Source organism: Chitinimonas violaceus, assembly GCF_052601015.1.
Window position 1 is genome coordinate 14,836 of the sequence record NZ_JBQXDJ010000049.1, and the last position, 19,411, is coordinate 34,246.

The following is a 19,411-nucleotide window of genomic DNA, read 5'->3' on the forward strand; positions in this document are numbered from 1 at the left end:
GGCGGCTTTTTTGCTGGAACAAAGAAAAGATTTCAGCGGAAGAATCCGTTCGTAATCGGATATCGCCAGTCCCGTCCAAACCCGCGGGGCGTGATGCGTGCGCCAACTGCAGCTTGTCTGCGCTTGTATTCATTGACCTTTAATAGCTTCACTACCCGCAGCACATCGGCTTCGTTAAAACCTGTAGCGATGATGTCGGTGATGGATTCGTTATCTTCCACATAGCGCGCCATGATGGCGTCCAGAACCTCATAAGGCGGAAGGCTGTCCTGGTCGACCTGATCTTCGCGTAATTCGGCGGATGGCGGCCGGGTGATGATGCGCTCAGGAATAATGTCAGAGATGCTGTTCCGGTAATTCGACAGGCGATAGACCAGGGTCTTGGCGATGTCTTTCAGCACAGCATAGCCGCCCGCCATATCTCCATAGAGTGTGGCGTAGCCGGTGGTCATTTCCGACTTGTTGCCTGTGGTCAGCACCAATCGGCCGGTTTTGTTCGAGAGCGCCATCAGAATGGCGCCGCGAATCCGTGATTGAAGATTCTCTTCGGTAGTGTCTGGGGCAAGGCCTGCAAACTGTGGGGCAAGTGCGGAGCTGAAAGCATCGTACATCGGTTCGATACTGATCTCATCGTATTGGACACCAAGGCGGCGGATCATCTCGCGCGAATCGTCAAGACTGATCTGAGTGGTATAGCGCGATGGCATCATTACTGCGCGTACGCGGTCGGCACCTAATGCATCGACAGCAATTGCCAGGGTGAGCGCAGAATCAATGCCGCCAGAAAGACCGATGATGACGCCGGGAAAGCGGTTCTTCTGAATGTAATCGCGGGTAGCCAATGTAAGCGCTTGATATACGCTGGCTTCTATGTCTGGCGTCGTGGTGATTTTGCTGGCTTGTATATCACCGTTGATGAACTCCAGTATCGCAAGGTCTGGTATGAAACTGGGGGATTTTGCGACGAGATCACCCTGGCGATTCAGGGCAAAACTTCCGCCGTCGAAAACAAGCTCATCCTGTCCGCCCACCCAGTTGCAATAGACAATAGGCAGGCCCGTTTCTTCTACCCGTTGACGGACCATTTGCTCGCGTACGGCTTCCTTGCCCATATGGTAGGGGGAGGCATTAGGTACGAGCAGTATTTCTGCGCCCTGGTCGGCTGCTTCGGCAGCAGGCTCCAGGTGCCAAATATCTTCGCAAATCAATACACCTACCTGGACGGTGCTGCCATCATGGCAGCGTTGCTCAAATACGCAGGTGTTGGCACCGGGCGTGAAGTAGCGGCATTCATCGAACACTTCGTTATTAGGCAGGACCATCTTCTGATATCGGGCAATGAAGTTACCGTCACGTAGCACTGTCACCGCGTTGAAGCGCTCGGCACCCAACTGTTGTGGGTGACCGACAACCAGTGTAATGCCATCAGCTGCATCGAGCAGGCGGTCGAGCTGTTCATTGCATGCCTGATAGAAGCTTGGACGTAACAGCAGGTCTTCGGGTGGATAACCAGAGATAGCCAGCTCTGGCACCAGCAGGATGTCAGCACCTGCCTGTCGGGCCTGTTCGAGTTGGGAGAGAATCTGATCGGTATTACCGACAAGGTCACCGACGGTGGCGTTGAATTGGGCTACGGCTATTTTCATAAGATGAAAAATCGAGAGTTGTGACGAAGTACGCGCAGTTTGAAAAACTGGACGTGATAATTATTTGCCAGCATAGAGCACGAACATGGCCGGTCGTTTTTTCAGCTCTGGGCGGGGTTGTTTTTTCCAATCTGAAAGCACTTGTGAGATGACCAATTCATCGTCTGTTGTCAGGTCACGGGCAATAGTAAGCCAGGTATTGGGCTTACATGCTTGCAAGGCAGCATCAAGCATGGCGTCGTTACGATAAGGGGTTTCGATGAAGAGTTGGGCTTCATCAAGCTTGGTGGAGTCGCGCTCCAGTTCGCGCAGTTTTTCCAGCCGTGCCCCAGCTTCCAACGGCAGGTAGCCATGAAAACGGAAACGTTGGCCGCTTGCACCCGAAGCCATTAGCGCTAGCAGAATCGAGGATGGCCCAACCAACGGGGCAACGCGGATACCGTGAATGTGAGCCAAGCGAGCCAGCTTGGCGCCTGGGTCGGCAACACCGGGGCAGCCAGCTTCGGACATCAGCCCGACATCATGACCCGCTTGTAAAGGCGCGAGCAGGCTGGTGAGTTCGGCATCCTTGGTATGTTCGTTCAGCTCATGCATCTGCAAAGAGGCGATCTGCCGCTCCGGCCCGTACAACTTAAGAAATGCACGTGCTGTTTTGGGATGTTCGACAATCCAGTGTTCGATGCGATTGGCGATTTTCCGCACATCGGCAGGTAAGAAGCTATCCAGATTACTATCGCCGAGCGGAGCGGGAATGAGATAAAGGGTCCCTGCACTCATAGTATTGGGAAACCTTCTGTACGCAGCATTCGGCATAGCTCAATTAGGGGGAGGCCAATGATGGCGGCCGGGTCACTGCCTTGCATATGCTTAATCATTGCGATTCCCAAGCCTTCAGTCTTGGCGCTGCCTGCGCAGTCATACGGTTGTTCCCGTTCCAGATAGCGTCGAATTTCCACATCGCTGTATTCGTGCATTGTGACCTGCCAAGGCACCACAGTTTCCTGGGTCTGGCCAGTCTTGGCGTTGTGCAGTGCCAGCGCGGTATGAAAGGTAATGGTTTTTCCACGCATAGCGCACAGCTGGTCAAAGGCACGCTCAAAGGTACCGGGTTTGCCCAGTTGTTTATCCTCCAGCAGGGCTACCTGATCGGAACCAATGATCAAGGCGTTCGGGAAACGGGTTACGAGCGACTGCGCTTTAAGCCGCGCCAGGCGCGTTGCAGTTGTGGCTGCGCGCTCGTTAGGAAGCGGGGTTTCGTCGCAATGTGGTGTGGCAACTTCAAATGCAATGCCCAGGCGCTTAAGTAATTCACGTCGATAACGTGAGGTGGAGCCCAATACAAGCTGTGGTGTAGTCATTGATATCACTTGTTTGAGGAGCAACAGCTAATTCTGGGCTGTTGGATTTGTTGTTGTCAGCAATGCTGTGCACTGACGCCACAGTTTTTGCCAAGTAGTCGCAGTAAGGGGCAGAAGCAGTGGTTTTGCGCCATCGGTAATAGACCTTCAACAGCGACTAAACGGCAGATTTCTTTGACGTTTCAGGGGGCGAAAGTATATCATCCGCCGTTTATGTCCGAGCTCATCTTCGATAACGGTCAGTTTGCTAGGCAGAAAAAGGTCCTGGCAGGCGAGTTGGCCCTGAGTGATTTACCCCGCGTGGCAGGCGAGTTACTGAGCGGCGGTGCTGTCGGGTATGCCTTGGTGGGCGGTACGGATAGACTGCAGCGCTTGACACTGGACTTGCGCTTGACAGCGAGTTTTCAACTCAAGTGCCAACGCTGTTTGACATCTATGCCGTTCGAGTTGGATGTGGCCGCCCGGTTTGTGCTGTTTTCTGACGAAGGCAAGCTTAATGAAGCCGAGGCTGAGGATGTAGAGCTGGAAGGGTTGATGTTTGAGCGTGAGTTTGCGCTACTTGACCTGATCGAGGACGAGATTTTACTGGCATTGCCCTATTCGCCAACGCATGAAGAATGTGAGGCTGATATCGGGGTGATGTCGGAGGCGGTTGTAACGCCGCAAAAGCCTAACCCGTTTGCCGTGCTGGCGGATTACAAGGCCAAATTAAAGCGCGGCGACAACTAAGCGGTATTCAGAGTTAACAAGTTTTTGAAGTTTGATCTAGGAGCACGACCATGGCCGTTCAACAGAATAAAAAATCCCCGTCCAAGCGCGGTATGCATCGCGCCCATGACTTTTTGACCGCTCCTGCTTTGGCTGTTGAGCCAAGTACTGGTGAGGCTCATCTGCGTCATCACATCAGCCCGAACGGTTTTTACCGTGGCCGCCGCGTTGTCAAGGCCAAGGGTGAGTAATTGCCCGGTGGGGTTGTATGCTGTATGTAAAGGCGCGCTCTAGAGCGCGCCTTTTTCTTTCGAGCTAGCGCTTGGCACCGCTCGTAGTAGACCTTACTCTTCCCGCATGGAAATTACTGTCGCAATAGATGCAATGGGTGGCGATCACGGTACTCACGTTACTGTGCCTGCTGCACTCAAGTTCCTCAAGGCGCGCCCTGAGGTCAATGTGGTACTCGTTGGTTTGAAGGATGCCATCGAAGCGGAGTTGAAGGCACATCACGCCAAACCCGGTCCACGTCTTCGCATTCATCATGCAAGTGAAGTGGTGGCAATGGATGAGGCGCCACAGTCCGCACTCAAGAACAAGAAAGACTCATCCATGCGTGTCGCTATCAACCTGGTTAAGACAGGTGAGGCGCATGCCTGCGTTTCGGCTGGCAATACCGGTGCCCTGATGGCTACAGCCCGTTTTGTGTTGAAGACCTTGCCAGGAATTGAGCGCCCGGCGATTGCCAAGATGATGCCTACGATGCGCGGTACCAGCTGTGTGTTGGATCTTGGCGCGAATGTCGATTGCACGGCCGAGCAGCTTTATCAGTTTGCTGTCATGGGGTCTGCGCTTTACGGTGCTTTACGGCAAAGCGAACGACCTTCGGTTGGCTTGTTGAATATCGGTTCTGAAGACATCAAGGGTAACGAAACAGTTAAGGCTGCCGGTGAGCTGCTAAAGCAGTCGCACCTGCACTTCTATGGCAATGTTGAAGGCAATGACATCTACAAAGGCACCGTGGATGTTGTGGTCTGTGATGGTTTTACAGGCAATGTGGCGCTCAAGACATCTGAAGGTTTGGCCAAGATGTTGAGCGAATTCCTGAAGGAGGAGTTCCTCAAGAGTTGGTGGCGTAAGCTGATTGCTGTTATCGCCACGCCGGTATTGATGAGTTTCCGCCATCGCATGGACCCGCGTCGTTACAACGGTGCGAGTTTGCTGGGTTTGCGAGGCATTGTCGTCAAGAGCCATGGTGGGGCGGACAAACTTGCCTTTTACTACGCTATGGAGCAAGCACTGGAAGAAGCCCGGTCGGGAGTCCTGAGTAAAATCAGCGAAACCATGGCGGACCATTCGACGGTTACAGCCAGTTTGCCTGACGCGTAAACACTTTGAGCAGGTTCTAAAATCAAAAGATTGGCTTATCAACGAATAAGCCAGCTATTCCCAAGCAAGGGCAACCAGTAGGTTGCTGATGGAGTTTCCTTTTATGAGCGGCCCCCAGATGTATTCCCGCATCGCCGGTACGGGCAGTTACTTGCCTGAACGTGTGCTGGGCAATACCGAGTTGGCACAACAGGTGGATACCAGTGATGAGTGGATTGTGACTCGCACCGGTATTCGCGAGCGGCGTATCGCTGCCGCAAATGAATTGACCAGTGATTTAGCGCTGAAAGCCAGCTTGGCAGCGCTGGATGCAGCTGGTGTGTCTGCAACAGAGATCGATCTGATCGTTGTCGCGACAACCACGCCTGATGTTGTTTTCCCCAGTACCGCTTGTATCTTGCAGGACAAGCTTGGTGTACACGGCTTTCCTGCCTTCGATGTGCAGGCTGTTTGTGCCGGCTTTGCCTATGCCCTGGCGACGGCTGATCAGTTTGTCCGTGGGGGTATGGCCAAAACTGCCTTGGTAGTCGGTGCGGAGGTATTCTCACGCATTCTGGATTGGGATGATCGTGCTACCTGTGTCTTGTTTGGCGATGGTGCTGGCGCAGTGGTGCTTAAAGCATCAGAGGAGCCTGGCATCCTGATAACCAAACTCAAGGCGGATGGCCGATATCGTGACATTCTCACTACGCCAGCCAGCATCATGCATGGCGATGTGCGCGGGAAACCCTTCCTGCATATGGATGGTCAGGCAGTCTTCAAGTTTGCTGTCAAAGCGCTTGCAGAGCTGGCATCCGAGACTTTGGCGGCCGCAGGGATTAAGCAATCGGAACTTGACTGGTTGGTACCGCATCAAGCCAATATCCGCATTATTGAATCGACTGCCCGCCACTTGGGCCTGAGCATGGACAAGGTGGTGGTAACGCTTGCCCAGCACGGTAATACTTCGGCGGCCTCTATTCCGCTGGCCATGGATACGGCTGCGCGCGAGGGGAAATTCCGTCGTGGCGAATTGATTATGTTGGAAGGTATTGGCGGCGGATTTGCTTGGGGGTCTGCCCTTATGCGCTGGTAGGCGATCGATTTATTTAAACAAGCGATCGCTTGGTGGTGCTACTCACCGTGGCCGTTTAATATCGCGCCTATCTATATAATTTTCAGCCCGAGTTGTTGTCCGCATTTCACGGCATATCACCGAACTTGTTGGCAGTATGGGGATTTTCTATGGCACTTGCTTTTGTATTTCCTGGGCAGGGCTCCCAAGCACTTGGCATGCTCGACACGTTTTCCGAGCTTGTTGTTGTGCGTGAGACCTTGGCAGAGGCCAATGCTGCACTGGGGTATGACTTGGCGGCATTGATTGCCACTGGCCCCAAAGAAGCGCTGGACGCTACTGTAAATACACAACCGGCGATGTTGGTTGCTGGTGTTGCCACATATCGTGCTTGGCTGGCTTCTGGTGGCCAGAAGCCAACTTTCTTAGCGGGGCATAGTCTCGGCGAATATTCCGCGCTTGTGGCTGCCGATGCGCTTACATTTTCTGATGCCGTCAAATTGGTGCGGCTTCGTGCTGAGGCCATGCAGGATGCTGTTCCAGCAGGTCAGGGCGGCATGGCCGCTATCCTGGGGCTGGATGACGAAGCGATTCGTATTGCCTGTGCCGAAGCGGCGCAAGGGGATGTAGTGGAGGCGGTGAACTTCAATTCGCCTGGCCAAGTGGTGATTGCGGGGAGTAAGGCTGCCGTAGAGCGCGCTTGCGAGCGTTGCAAGGCCGCTGGTGCAAAGCGTGCACTACCCCTACCCGTATCGGTACCTTCGCATTGCGCTTTGATGAAGCCAGCTGCAGAGAAGTTGGCGGCGGCACTGGCGGAGATCGCGATCAAGTCGCCGTCGATACCTGTATTGCACAATGCCGATGTCGCAGCCTATACCGATCCGGCTCAAATCAAGGATGCGCTAGCTCGCCAATTATTCAGCCCGGTGCGCTGGGTTGAAACCATTCAGCAGTTGCAAACCAATGGTGTAACTGTGGTGGCGGAGTGTGGTCCAGGCAAGGTATTGGCAGGATTGAACAAACGTATCGTCGAGGGTATGCAGTCTTTTACCTTGACCGAACCAGCTTCGTTTGAGTCCCTCAGAACGGCGTTGGCATGAAATTGTTGATGTTGTTCAGGCGTATGCCTTGGATAGACCGTGTGTTTATCCCAGTGGCGCTTGTGCTCGCATTTTTTCGAATCAGCGAAGGGCTGATGGAGGGGCAGGCGTCGGCTTTGGCAGCTGGCGTTGGCTTTGCGCTGTATGCCGTGGGTAAGCTGCTGCAGTATTGGCATGGCCAGGATATGCGTGCAGCAGGTTTATCGCTCAAGCTGCAAATGGCTGGCATTGGCCTGTGGCTCGCTTCCATGATCTGGCGGTTTGCTGCCTGATCCAGAGTTAAAAGGAGAAGTATTTTATGTCTTTGCAAGGCAAACTGGCCTTAGTGACCGGAGCGTCGCGCGGCATTGGCCGGGCGATCGCAGAAGCGCTTGGGCGTGAAGGCGCCATCGTGGTTGGGACAGCTACCAGTGAAAGCGGTGCCGCGGCTATTGGGGCGTATTTGCAACAGAGCGGCATCCAGGGTATGGGGCTGGCGTTGGATGTAAATGAGCCTGCTGCAGTTGAGGCTGTGCTTGAGCAAATCGAGAAGGCCCATGGCCCAGTCGCTGTATTGGTCAACAACGCTGGCATTACCCGAGATCAACTCCTGATGCGTATGAAGGAAGAAGATTGGGATGCAGTTATGGATACCAATCTGCGTTCGGTTTATCGTCTGTCGAAGGCTGTGCTGCGTGGCATGATGAAGGCTCGGTGGGGCCGTATCATCAGTATCGCATCGGTGGTGGGGGCGTCTGGTTCCGCGGGACAAACTAACTATGCTGCCGCCAAGGCTGGCATGATGGGATTTACCAAGTCGCTGGCCAGAGAAGTAGGCAGTCGCAATATCACGGTGAATTGTGTTGCGCCCGGTTTTATCGATACCGACATGACAGCTGTGCTGGCAGAGGATTACAAGCAGAAATTGCTGGCTCAGATTCCATTGGAGCGATTGGGACGGCCGGAGGAGATAGCAGATGCAGTGGCCTTCCTGGCCAGTGAAAAAGCCGCTTATGTGACAGGGAATACCCTGCATGTAAATGGCGGCATGTACATGAATTAATTCGTTTTTTTGTGCTTTAACTTGCGTGCCGTGTTTTTTGTTAGAATGCGGGCGCTTTTGATCATCCAACACGAAAGGCTTGGGTTCAAGAATGGAAAATATCGAACAACGCGTGAAGAAGATCGTCGCCGAACAATTGGGCGTCAACGAAGCCGATATCAAGATCGATTCGTCCTTCGTTGATGACCTGGGTGCCGACTCTCTCGACACCGTTGAGCTCGTGATGGCGCTGGAAGAAGAATTCGAGTGCGAAATTCCGGACGAAGAAGCCGAAAAGATCACTAACGTTCAACAAGCTGTTGACTACGTTAAGGCTCACCTGGGCAAGTAAGTCCAATGGTAAATACAGCATGTCCCGCTAGGGGCATGCCTGTTAAGCCAGTCAAGACCCCTGTGCGATTTGTCGTACAGGGGTCTCGTCGTATGTGTCATTTGAATTGAGCGGTTGCTTGTTTGAGATCGCTACATGAGTCGTGTGTCGGCCGTATACCGGTGTGCATGACCTTGTTACAGAAGGAAGACTTTCATGTCCAAACGCAGAGTTGTCGTCACCGGTCTGGGCCATATCTCGCCGGTCGGTAACGATGTCGCCACGGGGTGGGCCAATCTACTGGCTGGCAAGTCCGGTATCGGCACGATCACCCGTTTCGATGCTTCCGATCTTGCCTGCACGATAGCGGGTGAGGTGAAGGATTTTGATCCTACCCAATTCATCCCTGCCAAAGATGCGCGGCGCATGGATGTATTCATCCACTACGGTATTGTCGCGGCACTGCAGGCGATAGACGACGCGGGTCTGGACGCGATAGAAGGCCTGGATAAGACCCGTGTCGGGATCAACATCGGTTCCGGTATCGGTGGCTTGCCCCTGATCGAGAACACCGGCGTTGCTTTGCAGGACGGCGGCCCGCGCAAGATCGGCCCGTTCTTCATCCCTGGTTCTCTCATCAATATGATTGCCGGCCATGTTTCGATCATGAAGGGGTACCAAGGACCGAGTTACGGTATTGTGTCCGCCTGCACAACCGGCGCGCATTGCATTGGTGATGCGGCCCGTACGATTCAGTACGGTGATGCCGACGTTATGGTTGCGGGTGGTGCCGAGTGTGCGATTGCGCGGCTTGGCATTGGCGGTTTTGCAGCCATGAAGGCGCTTTCTACACGTAATGATGATCCGATGACTGCCAGTCGTCCTTGGGACAAAGGACGTGATGGATTCGTCATGGGCGAAGGCGCAGGCGTTTTGGTGCTGGAAGAATACGAACACGCGAAGGCGCGCGGCGCCACCATTTACGCAGAGCTGGCCGGCTTTGGTATGAGTAGCGACGCTTATCATATGACTGCACCGTGTGAAGATGGGAGCGGTGCGGCGCAAGGTATGCTCAACGCACTGCGTGATGCTAAGGTCAACCCGGATGAGGTCGACTATATCAATGCGCATGGTACTTCCACGCCGCTGGGCGATGCCGCCGAGACCATGGCGGTGAAACGCGCGTTTGGTGATCAGGCGAGAAAGCTGGTTGTGAATTCGACAAAATCCATGACGGGTCACCTGCTGGGTGGTGCCGGCGGGGTGGAGGCGGTTTATTCCGTATTGGCGATACATCACCAGAAGAGCCCGCCTACGATTAATCTGTTCGAGCAGGATATCGAGGGTGGGTGTGATCTTGATTACGTTGCCAACGAGGCACGTGATCTACCGATTCGTGCTGCTATCTCAAATTCGTTCGGGTTTGGTGGCACCAATGGCACATTGGTTTTCAAGCGGGTCTAAAGATCTGATTACGATCTTACTGCGCAGCCGTGATCAGGGCTTATGTGCTGCTCGAAGTTCTCATGTACAAAAGTACATTCCGGCTTCTGCGCTGAGCTTTACCCCGCTGACGGCCGCTCGCTACAGACCATGAATAGATTTCAACATCATGTGAGCTGGAGCTAAAGCAAGATAAGGCGGAAACAGCCGGGGAAGCGGAGTTTACAAAGGGTAAATAGGCATTCCGAGGGTGTTTTCAACGCTGTATCGCTGATGCGCAGCAGCCTTTGAGCAGGTTCTAAGCCTAACGGCCCTTGCCAATCACAACGCCGCGCGGGAGACTGCGCGGCGTTTTGTATTATTGGTGTTGTGATGCCCACCTTTTCGCTTGGCCAGCTGCCTGATCTTGTTGCTCTGGCGGCCGCCTACCCGGCTGAATTTCCTTACCTGCTCCAATCGGCGGGGGATACCGGCTGGGATATTTTATTTGCACTGCCCAAAACCGTGCGTGTCTACGCGGCGGGGGAGGGAGCGGCGTTGTTTGCCGACTTGGCTCGGATTGCGGTGGCGCCAAAACCAAACCCCATTGGCCTGCCGTTTACTGGAGGCTGGTTTACCTACCTGGGGTACGAGTGGCTGGAGACGCTGGAGCACACGGTTCCCGCAAGAAAAGACACTGGATTTCCATTGGGATTACTTGCGCGTATCCCGGCAGCCATATTGCACAACCGCCATACCGGCCAGACTGAAATCGTGGCGGAGAGCGCTGCGCAATTGAAGCGCTTGCAGGCATTGCTGGCTAAATCGTCTGTATTCGTACCCAAGCCGATTGCATTGAAAAGCCTGAGTGAAGACGAACCAATGGCTTTTTTGCAAGGAACGCATCGTTGTAAAGACTATATCCGCGATGGCGATGTCTTCCAGGTCAACCTCTCGCGCGGGTGGGATGCCAAGCTGGCGCATGGTGCAGGCCCGCTCGATCTTTTTGCCCAGTTGCGTCACGCTAACCCTGCTCCCTTCTCAGCCTATGTGGATCTGGGTAGTGGCCGGGCTATTGTCAGTTCTTCACCAGAACGGCTGGTCAAGATAGACAGGCAGGGCCATGTGGAAACCCGGCCTATTGCTGGAACCCACCCACGCTCGCCCGACCCGGTGGAGGATGAAGCGCAGAAAGCGAGGCTGATTGCCTCCAAGAAGGAGCGCGCCGAGCACATCATGCTGATTGACCTGGAACGCAATGACCTGGGCCGGATCGCTATCCCGGGTTCGGTGCAGGTAGATTCATTGATGGAGGTGACCAGCTATACCTATGTTCATCACCTTGAATCAACCGTCAGTTGCGACATACGACCTGGGCAGAATGTGGCTGATGTGGCGCGCGCGTTGTTTCCGGGGGGTACGATCACTGGTTGCCCCAAGGTGCGCTGCATGCAGATTATCCGCGAACTGGAAGACCGGCCGCGCCGGGCATATACCGGCAGCCTTGGCTATATCAATCTTGATGGCTCACTCGATCTCAATATCCTTATCCGAACCTTTGTACAGGATGGCGATACGCTTTATTTCCGTGCCGGTTCCGGCATCGTGGCGGATAGCGACCCCGAACGTGAACTCAACGAAACCCGCGCCAAAGCGCGTGGCCTTCTAAGGGCATTGGGGTTATGAATACCTTGGTCAATGGCCAAGCAGGTGCGTACATCACAGTTCGTGACCGTGGCTTTGCGTATGGCGACGGTGTGTTCCGTACGTTGAAGTGCGAAGCTGGGCGCTTGCTGGCCTGGCCGCGCCACTATGCCAAGCTGCTTGCCGACTGTGCGGTATTGGGTATCCGTTGCCCGGCAGAATCGGTATTGCTGGCTGATCTGGCTCAGCTTGCGCCTGAGAACGCCACGGTCAAGCTCACGGTAAGTCGTGGGTTGAGTGCCAGGGGCTATGCTTGCGACCCCGATGCTGACTCAACCCGTATTGTGCAGACGGGCATATTGCCGACTTATCCGACTAATTTGCATACCGTGGGTGTACAAGTTCGGCTGTGTGACTGGCCCCTTAGCATTCAGCCCGGCCTTGCCGGCGTTAAACATTTGAACCGGCTAGATCAGGTAATGGCACGCCGTGAGTGGACTGACCCAGCTATTTTCGATGGCTTGATGTGCAATACCCGTGCGGAAGTGGTGGAGGGAGTAATGACCAACCTCTATCTATTGAAGGAAGGGGTCCTTTATACCCACCCGCTTGCCGACTGTGGTGTTGCGGGCGTAATGCGCAATCTGGTGCTGGAGGCCGGCGTCGATCTTGGTTTTAAAACAGCGCAACAGCCCTTTACTGTCAAAGCCTTGGTTGAAGCAGATGCGGTGTTATTGAGTAATAGTCTCGCTGGTGTTGTACCGGTTGCCCAATGCGGTGCACACCAATGGCATAATTTCGATGCTGCGCAGCGCTTGCATGCCGCTGTGGTTAAACAATCAATAATGGAAAGCACCCTATGCCGAGCCGCCTGATACTGCTTGCACTGTTGTCCTCCACTGTTTTGGCCGCGCTACCGGATAAATACTCACCCATTCTGTACGAGCACCTGGAAGGTAAAGAAAGAACCCGGTGCGACAAATATGTCGATGAGTTGAAGATTATCGAAAAGCGCAAAGCTGGTGGCCGTGTAAAACCATGGGATCGCGACAAGATGGACGCCAAGGAAAAGCAGATCGAAAAGAACTACGACAAGTACTGCCTGCGTTTACAGCAACAGCAGCAACAGTAAGTGTTAGTCAGTCAGTGGCTGATTGGATACTGCGATAGGAAGGGAAGGCTTGGCATGGTGTGTCACCGCTTTTTCAGTTAACCCTTGCCTATCTGTTGCCGTTCTGTTTGTTTCAGCTTTTCGTGATTTGTTGATGTCTTGCTCCATCCGTAAACTGCGGACTACTGTTGAATAGTCTGTTGTTGGCCTTGTCTGCTACCAACAGCTGATATTACCCAGCCTATCCAGAGGAACTCCATGCCCCCGTCGCCCGCCGACCTGCCGAAGGCGCTTGTCGAACTGTTCGATCCCACAGCTCTCTTCGACTCGTATACTCGGCTCTTCGCGATCAAGGTGGCGGGCCTGCCGGAAGACAAGCTATTGGTCGAAGCCCTATGCGGCATCGAGGCGTTGTCGACGATATCGGCCATGGAAGTCAGCTGCCTCTCTACCGATGCCTATTTGGACCTGGGCGACCTTCTAGGGCGGCAAGTCGCGCTGCAAATCAGCCTGTCGGACGGTTCCCGTTGCACCCGTACCGGTTATATCGCTGTTGCCAGTGACGATACGGGCGATGGCGGCTTGGCTCGTTACAAGCTGGTTGTTGTCCCTGGGCTTTGGTATGCGCATAAGAATACGCGTAGCCGGGTGTTCCAGAAGCGTTCCATTCTCGATATCGTCGAAGCGGTATTGGCGCCCTATACCCCCTATGTTGTGTGGCAGGCCACCAGTGACGCCAAGACGCAGGAACTGGCGACTGTCCCGCTCAACTACTGTGTGCAGTACCGCGAAAGCGACTATGTGTTTATCCGCCGCCTGCTGGCCGACGCCGGCCTGGGTTTTCTGTTTGAGGAAACGGGTGAAGCCGGTACTGAGATGGGAACTGCCGCTCAACATCGCCTGTTGATTTTTGCCGACTCGAAACAACTGCCCGAGGACAGCAGCGCCAAGCATGCCCTTGGCGGCCGTGGTATCCGTTTCCATGGCGACAGCAGCGTGGAAGAGCAGGATACGATATTCGAGATATTGCAGGGCTATTACGGCGATGGCCCACAAGTGCTGACAGCACAGGCTTGGCACGATACTGGGCGTTATTCGGTCACTGCCAGCGCGGGGGGCGCTAGCGGCGTCGAACAGTTCTATCCAATGTCGGGTGCGCATGCGACCACTCAGGCGTTGCTACAAGCCCGTCTGGATCTGATTGAGGACGTGGTGGGTTGCTACAAGGAAAGCATCCGGGCAGCTGGAAATGTACGCAGCTTTCGACCTGGCCGGCGCTTCACGCTGACCCAATACGACAATCGCCTCTTTGGCCAGCCACGCGATGGTGATCCGCAGCTCCTGCACTGCGCCCAGCGTTTTGCCGGCATCAACAACCTACCCAAGGCTGCAAAGGAAACCATTGCTGCTAGGTTGGGTAAAGATAAGGAGTTTGCTACCCGGTTTGATTACACCTTGCAACGGCTGGGCTTGCTGGAAGAAACCAACAATATCGTCTGGCGCGAATCGCCGACTGACTTCAGCGGATTTGCTGAAGCAGCCGAGACCCGTGGCTATGTCCACCTGAGCCAGCTGCAACGCCTGGAATTGCCATGGCGGCCGCTATTTCACGCCAAGCGTGCAGTCCCTGGCCCCTTGGCGGCCGTGGTAGTGGGTGATGGCCCGATCCATACCGACCGATTGGGTCGGGTAAAGGTACGCTTCCCTTGGCAGCTGGGCGAAAGCCCGGACGATACCGACACCTGTTGGATGCGCGTCATCCAACGCAGCGCCGGCCCTAGCCGCGGTATGCAGTTTACGCCTCGGCCCGGCCATGCGGTGTGGGTGGATTTCCTGAATGGAGATATCGATCAGCCGATTGTGATCGGCAGCCAATACAACGGCGTAGGCGAGGGCGATGCGACCTACTCGCCTGCCCGTACTACACGTGACAGCAACAGTGCTTTTACATCTCCCGATACCAAGGTTTTCAGCCAAGCCAACGACCGTAACCCGTCCGGCCAAGGGAACCTGCAACAGGGTAACAGCCCGGTCTGGCATGGTGCTGCTGCCGGGGACGATGGCCACCGCCATGCCGGTGCATTGCTGGGCATCCGCAGCCAGGCGCTCGATGGCAATGGCTATAACCAGCTGTTGTTCGACGACAGCGACGGTCAGTTGGCTGTTCAGCTTGCCACCACACAGGCATGCAGCCAGCTGAACCTGGGGCATTTGATCCACCGTGCCGACAACTACCGGGGCAGCTTTCGGGGCGAGGGGGCGGAGCTGCGAACCGATGCCTATGGCGCACTGCGTGCCGGCCGGGGTTGGTTGATTACCAGCTACAGCATCCGCCACGACAACAACACCCACGAACCAGCCGGTGAGCTGGCCGGTCCCCTGGCACTGGTCAAGCAGGCGCAGCAGCTATCCCAGGCGTTAAGCCAGACTACTGCTACCCATAAAGGCATCGCGGCGGCAAGCCAGCATGGTACCACCAAAGCCGACTTCTCCAGCCTCGACCCCAAGCGAAGCCCGCTGCCAGCCTTTTTACATGCCGTACAAGGCCAGGTCGATGCGGAGGATGTAGGCAAAGCGCTGAGCGATGCGACCGCCAAGAACATCAAAGCCAAGCCCAACAGCGCCAAAACACCGGGTACGGTACCTGCGATTACCGACCCGTTGATTCTGCTGGCCGCCCGTGGCGGCATCATCGCAGCCAGTGAGGATGCCTTCTTCCTCAGCAACGAAACCCAAAGCTGGTTGGCTGGGCGGCACTTGCACCTGATGGCGGGCAATCAGCTGCGCATTGATGCCAACCAGGGTGTGAGTTTTATTGGTGGCTTGGCCGAAGGCGACAAGGATGAACAGCAGGGGCTTAGCGCTATTGTGGGCGAGGGCGATTTGTTGGCCCAAGCGCACGACGGCGCTATCCGGCTTGCAGCCAAAGGCAAGCTCACGCTCGAATCGGCGAGTGGTGATACCACGCTGGCAGCCGGTAAGAAGATTGTGATCCGCACCGCCGGTGGGGCGAGCCTGACGATTGCCGATGGTGCTATTACGGTTGCCTGCCCAGGGACGATCAAAGTACAGGCCAGCAAGAAGTCATTTGTCACCGCAGCAAGGATGGAGGCTCCGCTGCCGAAGTTTCCGCAGTCTGTCTGCAAGGAATGCTTGTTGGCTGCACTTGCCTCGGGCAGCCCGTTTGTGGCACCGAACGGCGCTTAGGAATCGACCATGTATTTCGCAATAACCCCACTGGATGTCGAAGCCATTGCGCCAAAGTTGCTAGCCGCTTTTGATGCGGTTAAGGCATCGAACCCGGCATCACCTCCCCATTTCTATGCACTGGTCGATTGTGCGTTCGATGCAACCATCGTGAACCGGGCTGCCAAGGCAGGCGTCGCGGTCTACGCAGGTACTGATTTGGCCGAACTTGGCGAGCTTTCGCCGCGAATTGTGGCGATGGCGTCAGAGAGAAGTAGCAGAGAAACACAGCTACGTTCCCTGTTGCGTAGTTGTGCAACCATGCCCATGTTCAGCTTTATTGCCAGCCCGCTTAGCGCGCAGGCATTGGCGCAGGGTTTTGCCAGCATGGTTATGGCCAACACGCCCGATGGGTTGGCGCTAACGCTGCGCTTTGCCGATACACGTGTCCTGCCCGCCTTGCTTGCTACGCTGACTGCGCAACAGCAACAAACCCATCTGGCGATGTTGTCGTACTGGTGGTGGTCAGATCGGGACGGCCAATTACAGGCTTTTCAACATCGCAATCCACCCGCTGCCTCGGTGACAACGGAGGTACTGACCCTGACTGATGCGCAATTTGCGCAACTGGTGACCAGCGGCGAGGCAGATGCGCTGCTTGGCCAGCTGTATGAGGCGCGGCGTGAGATGGTCCGCTTTCATCAGCCGTATGAGAACCATGCTTTGGTTGAGAAAGCCATTCGGTTGGTACAAGCGAGAGGGTGGCATTCAGTACCTGCGCAGTTTCGCTTAGCTTCCGTTGCACTGGTAATTGGCGAAGGGTTTGCGACGGTGCCGGAAGTCGCCGCTGCGATTAAAGACGCTACTTCTGCTGATGATTTGATTACTCGAATAGATAACCTGCCTGCCCATGTTTGGCAGTAAGGGGCATACGATGAACCAACCCTTATTTCGCTCTGCTTGGTTGCGTAATCTGCTGTTTGCAGGTGGGTTGGCGCTGCTGGCGGCTTGCCAGTCAGCCCCTCCGCCTAAACCTGAATTTATCGCGGCAAGTATTGCTGGACTAAACCATACACCGGTTTATATCGCTAGTTTCTCGGTAGGAGAAGGTGGTGGGCCCAACATTCCGGAGTGGGGGGGGGGCGGTGGCGTTACTTGCTGCTATCGCCTGCCTTATAAGTACACACCGGGGATGACTGCGAAAGTACGCTGGAACGCTACAAATACGAGGGAAGCACATTGGAAAGAGGCCATTGTGCCAATTGAGCCTTATGAAGATGGTGGCGGACGAGTGTGGGTGCATTTCTTTCCGGAAGACAAGGTTAGGATTGTCATCAGTAATTACGGTCCTGGCCATCCTAAGCACCCGGCTCCCTCCCCCAAGCAGTCGTTACGAGAGTCGAAAGGGGAGCAACCGTGAGCAATAACCCGACGGCACAAGCGCCGACGATACATCTGACTAAATCGGAGTTAATCCAGGCTGTAGGAGCCTACGCAAAGAAGCTTCCTAAGGAGCCCAATCCCCTGGGCTGCTGTCGGAATGTTCGAATTGGTGTGTTCTTTGATGGCACCAACAACAACATGAGGCGGGACGAGGCAGACAGTCCCAAATGTCACTCCAATATTGTTCGGTTGTTTAAGGCCTATGTAGATGCTCCGGATGAAGCTTATTTTCGCTACTATATCCCAGGCGTCGGGACGATATTTGATGAGGTAGGTGAGCCAACCGAAAGTGCTGATGGTAAAGCCTATGGCAAGGGTGGTGCCGCGCGAATTCACTGGGCGCTTATCCAAGTACTGAATTCAGTGCACTTTGCAGTCCATGCACAGCAACTAGTTCCTGATGTAGAAGCTACCGCGGCGATTACCAGCGAGAAAGCGCTTAAAGAATCCTGGAGTCTGTTCAGCAGCAAGCGGCGTACTTGGTTTGGCCAGCAGATTAGCAAGCTGGAAAGCGCGATTAAAAACCAGAAACCTACGATTACGTCGATAGAAGTATCCGTTTTCGGCTTTTCGCGCGGTGCGGCCGAAGCCAGGGCGTTCTGCCACTGGTTATTGGACTGCTGTAAAGACGGCAAACTTGCCGGTTCGCCATTGACGATCAATTTCCTTGGCTTGTTCGACACCGTGGCTTCGGTAGGACTGGCCGATTCCTTCCCCTTGCCGGTGGATGGCCACTTCGACTGGGCCGACGGAACCATGCGCATACCCGAAGCGGTGGCCCGTGCTGTGCACCTTGTTGCCGCGCATGAGATACGGGCTTCGTTCCCCCTGAATTGCGCGCGCGATGGCAAAGCTTACGTGGGCGATGTGCTGGAAGTTGTCTACCCTGGTGCGCATTCCAATGTCGGTGGCGGCTATGGAGCCGGCGAGCAGAAGCGCAGCCAGGCGGGAGATAGCGCTTTGCTGTCGCAACTGCCGCTGGCGCGGATGTACCAGGAAGCCTGCAAAGCCGGTGTGCCCTTGCTGCCTTTCGATGGTGAAGGGGGGATGAAGCCAGCAGATCAACCAGACTTTGAGATCGACTCGGAAATGCTCAAAGCCTTTAACACCTATCTGCTGCATACAGGTGTCAAGCCCGGCAAGGTCGAGGACATGCTGGAAGCGCATATGCGCTATTACCGGCGCTATAAGGCGGCGGCGAGTAAATGGGAGGCGGTACCGCAAGACCCAGCCGACCAGGCGGAACAGGATATCAAGGAAGCACGTAGCGATTACGAACGGGAGCGGGCCAAGCTGCTGCGTAAGGAGCAATTATCCAAGCAGGTGCGCCACGGCAAAGGCGATTCACAACCGATGGCAATGTTGACAACGCGCGACAAAGAGTTGCTGGAGGACTTACGTAGTACTGTGCCGTCAGAGCTGGTCGACTTTCTGGATGAGTACGTGCATGACTCACATGCCGGCTTTTATTTGGCGGGGCCGGTAACAGCGTACGACAAGCAGCAGGAGATCAAGCGCATAGAGAAGATGGTGGAAGACAAGCAGACCCTGAACCGCTGGGAACAGAAGGTGTGGGATGCGAAGCAGCAGGGCCGCAAGTTCCCGGTTATGACCGACGAAGACCAGTGGGACATGCTACGGGGCGGCCAGGTAGTGGTTCGTGTGGCTACCAGTACCCGGCGTGAAGGCACGGGGTACTTCCGCCAGCGTGTGGTGTTTGATAAGAGCTAAAAACCTGTTCACGATCTCACTGCGCAGCCGCGATCAGAGGCCATATCTGCTGCTTGTTGCGGGCTATAGAGCTGATTCCGCATTGTACCGATAGATAAAAATACGGTTTCTCTGAACCCTGATACGCCCATTGGCAGTACAGGCTAGGGTCTGTTGACGTTTCACATAGGTAGCCATAGAAACCCACAGGCCATGGCAACCATGCTTTCATAGTTCCGTTTCAGTTTGTCGAACCGGAACGCCACTGCACGGTAATGCTTCAGCCTC

At 55.1% G+C, this 19,411-nt stretch carries 19 protein-coding genes and 1 pseudogene; 16 read left to right on the top strand and 4 right to left on the bottom strand.

Annotation, left to right across the window (positions count from 1 at the left end):
- Positions 1–32: 32 nt before the first annotated feature.
- From ACUHMQ_RS15205 to ACUHMQ_RS15215, 3 genes are read right to left on the bottom strand one after another with little or no spacing between them, the layout of a single operon-like run.
- Positions 33–1,646 carry an NAD+ synthase gene (locus ACUHMQ_RS15205; RefSeq protein WP_445296312.1) on the bottom strand — a complete coding sequence of 538 codons (1,614 nt, stop codon included), beginning with the start codon at positions 1,644–1,646 and terminating at the stop codon, positions 33–35.
- A gap of 60 nt (positions 1,647–1,706) precedes the next feature.
- Entirely contained in the window at positions 1,707–2,423 is a 717-nt protein-coding gene (locus tag ACUHMQ_RS15210; protein WP_445296313.1) for an SAM-dependent methyltransferase, read from the bottom strand.
- Complete coding sequence (locus ACUHMQ_RS15215) at positions 2,420–3,004, bottom strand: Maf family protein (RefSeq protein ID WP_445296314.1); 585 nt, start codon at positions 3,002–3,004, stop codon at positions 2,420–2,422. The genes ACUHMQ_RS15210 and ACUHMQ_RS15215 overlap by 4 nt, the downstream gene beginning before the upstream one ends.
- A 213-nt stretch (positions 3,005–3,217) precedes the next feature.
- Between ACUHMQ_RS15215 and ACUHMQ_RS15220 the strand changes: the two genes are divergently transcribed.
- From ACUHMQ_RS15220 to ACUHMQ_RS15295, 16 genes are all read left to right on the top strand, one after another.
- Entirely contained in the window at positions 3,218–3,733 is a 516-nt protein-coding gene (locus ACUHMQ_RS15220) for a YceD family protein (protein ID WP_445296315.1), read from the top strand.
- A 50-nt stretch (positions 3,734–3,783) separates the two neighbouring features.
- The gene (gene rpmF, locus ACUHMQ_RS15225) at positions 3,784–3,963 is read left to right on the top strand and encodes a 50S ribosomal protein L32 (protein ID WP_099405109.1); all 180 of its coding nucleotides are present in this window, start codon (positions 3,784–3,786) and stop codon (positions 3,961–3,963) included.
- Between the two features lie 106 nt (positions 3,964–4,069).
- Positions 4,070–5,101, top strand: coding sequence for a phosphate acyltransferase PlsX (gene plsX / locus ACUHMQ_RS15230; protein WP_445296316.1), 1,032 nt, complete (start codon positions 4,070–4,072; stop codon positions 5,099–5,101).
- A gap of 103 nt (positions 5,102–5,204) precedes the next feature.
- Positions 5,205–6,176, top strand: a complete 972-nt coding sequence (locus ACUHMQ_RS15235) for a beta-ketoacyl-ACP synthase III (protein ID WP_445296317.1) — start codon at positions 5,205–5,207, stop codon at positions 6,174–6,176.
- A gap of 149 nt (positions 6,177–6,325) precedes the next feature.
- Positions 6,326–7,255, top strand: coding sequence for an ACP S-malonyltransferase (gene fabD, locus ACUHMQ_RS15240; protein WP_445296318.1), 930 nt, complete (start codon positions 6,326–6,328; stop codon positions 7,253–7,255).
- Positions 7,252–7,527, top strand: coding sequence for a hypothetical protein (locus tag ACUHMQ_RS15245; RefSeq protein WP_445296319.1), 276 nt, complete (start codon positions 7,252–7,254; stop codon positions 7,525–7,527). Before fabD ends, ACUHMQ_RS15245 begins: the two co-directional genes overlap by 4 nt.
- A gap of 26 nt (positions 7,528–7,553) precedes the next feature.
- The gene (gene fabG, locus ACUHMQ_RS15250; protein WP_445296320.1) at positions 7,554–8,297 is read left to right on the top strand and encodes a 3-oxoacyl-ACP reductase FabG; all 744 of its coding nucleotides are present in this window, start codon (positions 7,554–7,556) and stop codon (positions 8,295–8,297) included.
- 91 nt (positions 8,298–8,388) lie between these two features.
- The gene (gene acpP, locus ACUHMQ_RS15255; RefSeq protein WP_445296321.1) at positions 8,389–8,628 is read left to right on the top strand and encodes an acyl carrier protein; all 240 of its coding nucleotides are present in this window, start codon (positions 8,389–8,391) and stop codon (positions 8,626–8,628) included.
- A gap of 195 nt (positions 8,629–8,823) precedes the next feature.
- Positions 8,824–10,071 carry a beta-ketoacyl-ACP synthase II gene (fabF, locus tag ACUHMQ_RS15260; RefSeq protein WP_445296322.1) on the top strand — a complete coding sequence of 416 codons (1,248 nt, stop codon included), beginning with the start codon at positions 8,824–8,826 and terminating at the stop codon, positions 10,069–10,071.
- Positions 10,072–10,422: 351 nt separating this feature from the next.
- On the top strand, positions 10,423–11,715 hold the full coding sequence (locus ACUHMQ_RS15265; RefSeq protein ID WP_445296323.1) for an aminodeoxychorismate synthase component I: 1,293 nt from the start codon (positions 10,423–10,425) through the stop codon (positions 11,713–11,715).
- On the top strand, positions 11,712–12,548 hold the full coding sequence (gene pabC / locus ACUHMQ_RS15270) for an aminodeoxychorismate lyase (protein ID WP_445296324.1): 837 nt from the start codon (positions 11,712–11,714) through the stop codon (positions 12,546–12,548). The genes ACUHMQ_RS15265 and pabC overlap by 4 nt, the downstream gene beginning before the upstream one ends.
- Positions 12,533–12,805: a hypothetical protein gene (locus tag ACUHMQ_RS15275; protein ID WP_445296325.1), complete on the top strand. Its 273-nt coding sequence runs from the start codon at positions 12,533–12,535 to the stop codon at positions 12,803–12,805. The genes pabC and ACUHMQ_RS15275 overlap by 16 nt, the downstream gene beginning before the upstream one ends.
- Positions 12,806–13,042: 237 nt before the next feature.
- The gene (locus ACUHMQ_RS15280) at positions 13,043–15,991 is read left to right on the top strand and encodes a type VI secretion system Vgr family protein (RefSeq protein WP_445296326.1); all 2,949 of its coding nucleotides are present in this window, start codon (positions 13,043–13,045) and stop codon (positions 15,989–15,991) included.
- Between the two features lie 9 nt (positions 15,992–16,000).
- Positions 16,001–16,894, top strand: a complete 894-nt coding sequence (locus tag ACUHMQ_RS15285; protein ID WP_445296327.1) for a DUF4123 domain-containing protein — start codon at positions 16,001–16,003, stop codon at positions 16,892–16,894.
- 10 nt (positions 16,895–16,904) lie between these two features.
- Positions 16,905–17,390 carry a DUF3304 domain-containing protein gene (locus ACUHMQ_RS15290; RefSeq protein WP_445296328.1) on the top strand — a complete coding sequence of 162 codons (486 nt, stop codon included), beginning with the start codon at positions 16,905–16,907 and terminating at the stop codon, positions 17,388–17,390.
- The gene (locus ACUHMQ_RS15295; protein ID WP_445296329.1) at positions 17,387–19,144 is read left to right on the top strand and encodes a Tle1 family T6SS lipase effector; all 1,758 of its coding nucleotides are present in this window, start codon (positions 17,387–17,389) and stop codon (positions 19,142–19,144) included. Before ACUHMQ_RS15290 ends, ACUHMQ_RS15295 begins: the two co-directional genes overlap by 4 nt.
- A 161-nt stretch (positions 19,145–19,305) precedes the next feature.
- On the opposite strand, the pseudogene ACUHMQ_RS15300 reads toward ACUHMQ_RS15295, so the two are convergent.
- Positions 19,306–19,411 (bottom strand): annotated as a pseudogene (locus tag ACUHMQ_RS15300) (IS5/IS1182 family transposase); the annotation flags it as partial.

What these genes read in the sequence shown, in the direction of transcription:
- ACUHMQ_RS15205 (WP_445296312.1), bottom strand. Translation starts at nt 1,646, where the DNA reads ATGAAAATAGCCGTAGCCCAATTCAACGCCACCGTCGGTGACCTTGTC.
- ACUHMQ_RS15210 (WP_445296313.1), bottom strand. Translation starts at nt 2,423, where the DNA reads ATGAGTGCAGGGACCCTTTATCTCATTCCCGCTCCGCTCGGCGATAGT.
- ACUHMQ_RS15215 (WP_445296314.1), bottom strand. Translation starts at nt 3,004, where the DNA reads ATGACTACACCACAGCTTGTATTGGGCTCCACCTCACGTTATCGACGT.
- fabF (WP_445296322.1), top strand. Translation starts at nt 8,824, where the DNA reads ATGTCCAAACGCAGAGTTGTCGTCACCGGTCTGGGCCATATCTCGCCG.
- ACUHMQ_RS15290 (WP_445296328.1), top strand. Translation starts at nt 16,905, where the DNA reads ATGAACCAACCCTTATTTCGCTCTGCTTGGTTGCGTAATCTGCTGTTT.
- fabG (WP_445296320.1), top strand. Translation starts at nt 7,554, where the DNA reads ATGTCTTTGCAAGGCAAACTGGCCTTAGTGACCGGAGCGTCGCGCGGC.
- ACUHMQ_RS15245 (WP_445296319.1), top strand. Translation starts at nt 7,252, where the DNA reads ATGAAATTGTTGATGTTGTTCAGGCGTATGCCTTGGATAGACCGTGTG.
- ACUHMQ_RS15235 (WP_445296317.1), top strand. Translation starts at nt 5,205, where the DNA reads ATGAGCGGCCCCCAGATGTATTCCCGCATCGCCGGTACGGGCAGTTAC.
- ACUHMQ_RS15220 (WP_445296315.1), top strand. Translation starts at nt 3,218, where the DNA reads ATGTCCGAGCTCATCTTCGATAACGGTCAGTTTGCTAGGCAGAAAAAG.
- rpmF (WP_099405109.1), top strand. Translation starts at nt 3,784, where the DNA reads ATGGCCGTTCAACAGAATAAAAAATCCCCGTCCAAGCGCGGTATGCAT.
- ACUHMQ_RS15280 (WP_445296326.1), top strand. Translation starts at nt 13,043, where the DNA reads ATGCCCCCGTCGCCCGCCGACCTGCCGAAGGCGCTTGTCGAACTGTTC.
- fabD (WP_445296318.1), top strand. Translation starts at nt 6,326, where the DNA reads ATGGCACTTGCTTTTGTATTTCCTGGGCAGGGCTCCCAAGCACTTGGC.
- acpP (WP_445296321.1), top strand. Translation starts at nt 8,389, where the DNA reads ATGGAAAATATCGAACAACGCGTGAAGAAGATCGTCGCCGAACAATTG.
- ACUHMQ_RS15265 (WP_445296323.1), top strand. Translation starts at nt 10,423, where the DNA reads ATGCCCACCTTTTCGCTTGGCCAGCTGCCTGATCTTGTTGCTCTGGCG.
- ACUHMQ_RS15275 (WP_445296325.1), top strand. Translation starts at nt 12,533, where the DNA reads ATGCCGAGCCGCCTGATACTGCTTGCACTGTTGTCCTCCACTGTTTTG.
- pabC (WP_445296324.1), top strand. Translation starts at nt 11,712, where the DNA reads ATGAATACCTTGGTCAATGGCCAAGCAGGTGCGTACATCACAGTTCGT.
- ACUHMQ_RS15285 (WP_445296327.1), top strand. Translation starts at nt 16,001, where the DNA reads ATGTATTTCGCAATAACCCCACTGGATGTCGAAGCCATTGCGCCAAAG.
- plsX (WP_445296316.1), top strand. Translation starts at nt 4,070, where the DNA reads ATGGAAATTACTGTCGCAATAGATGCAATGGGTGGCGATCACGGTACT.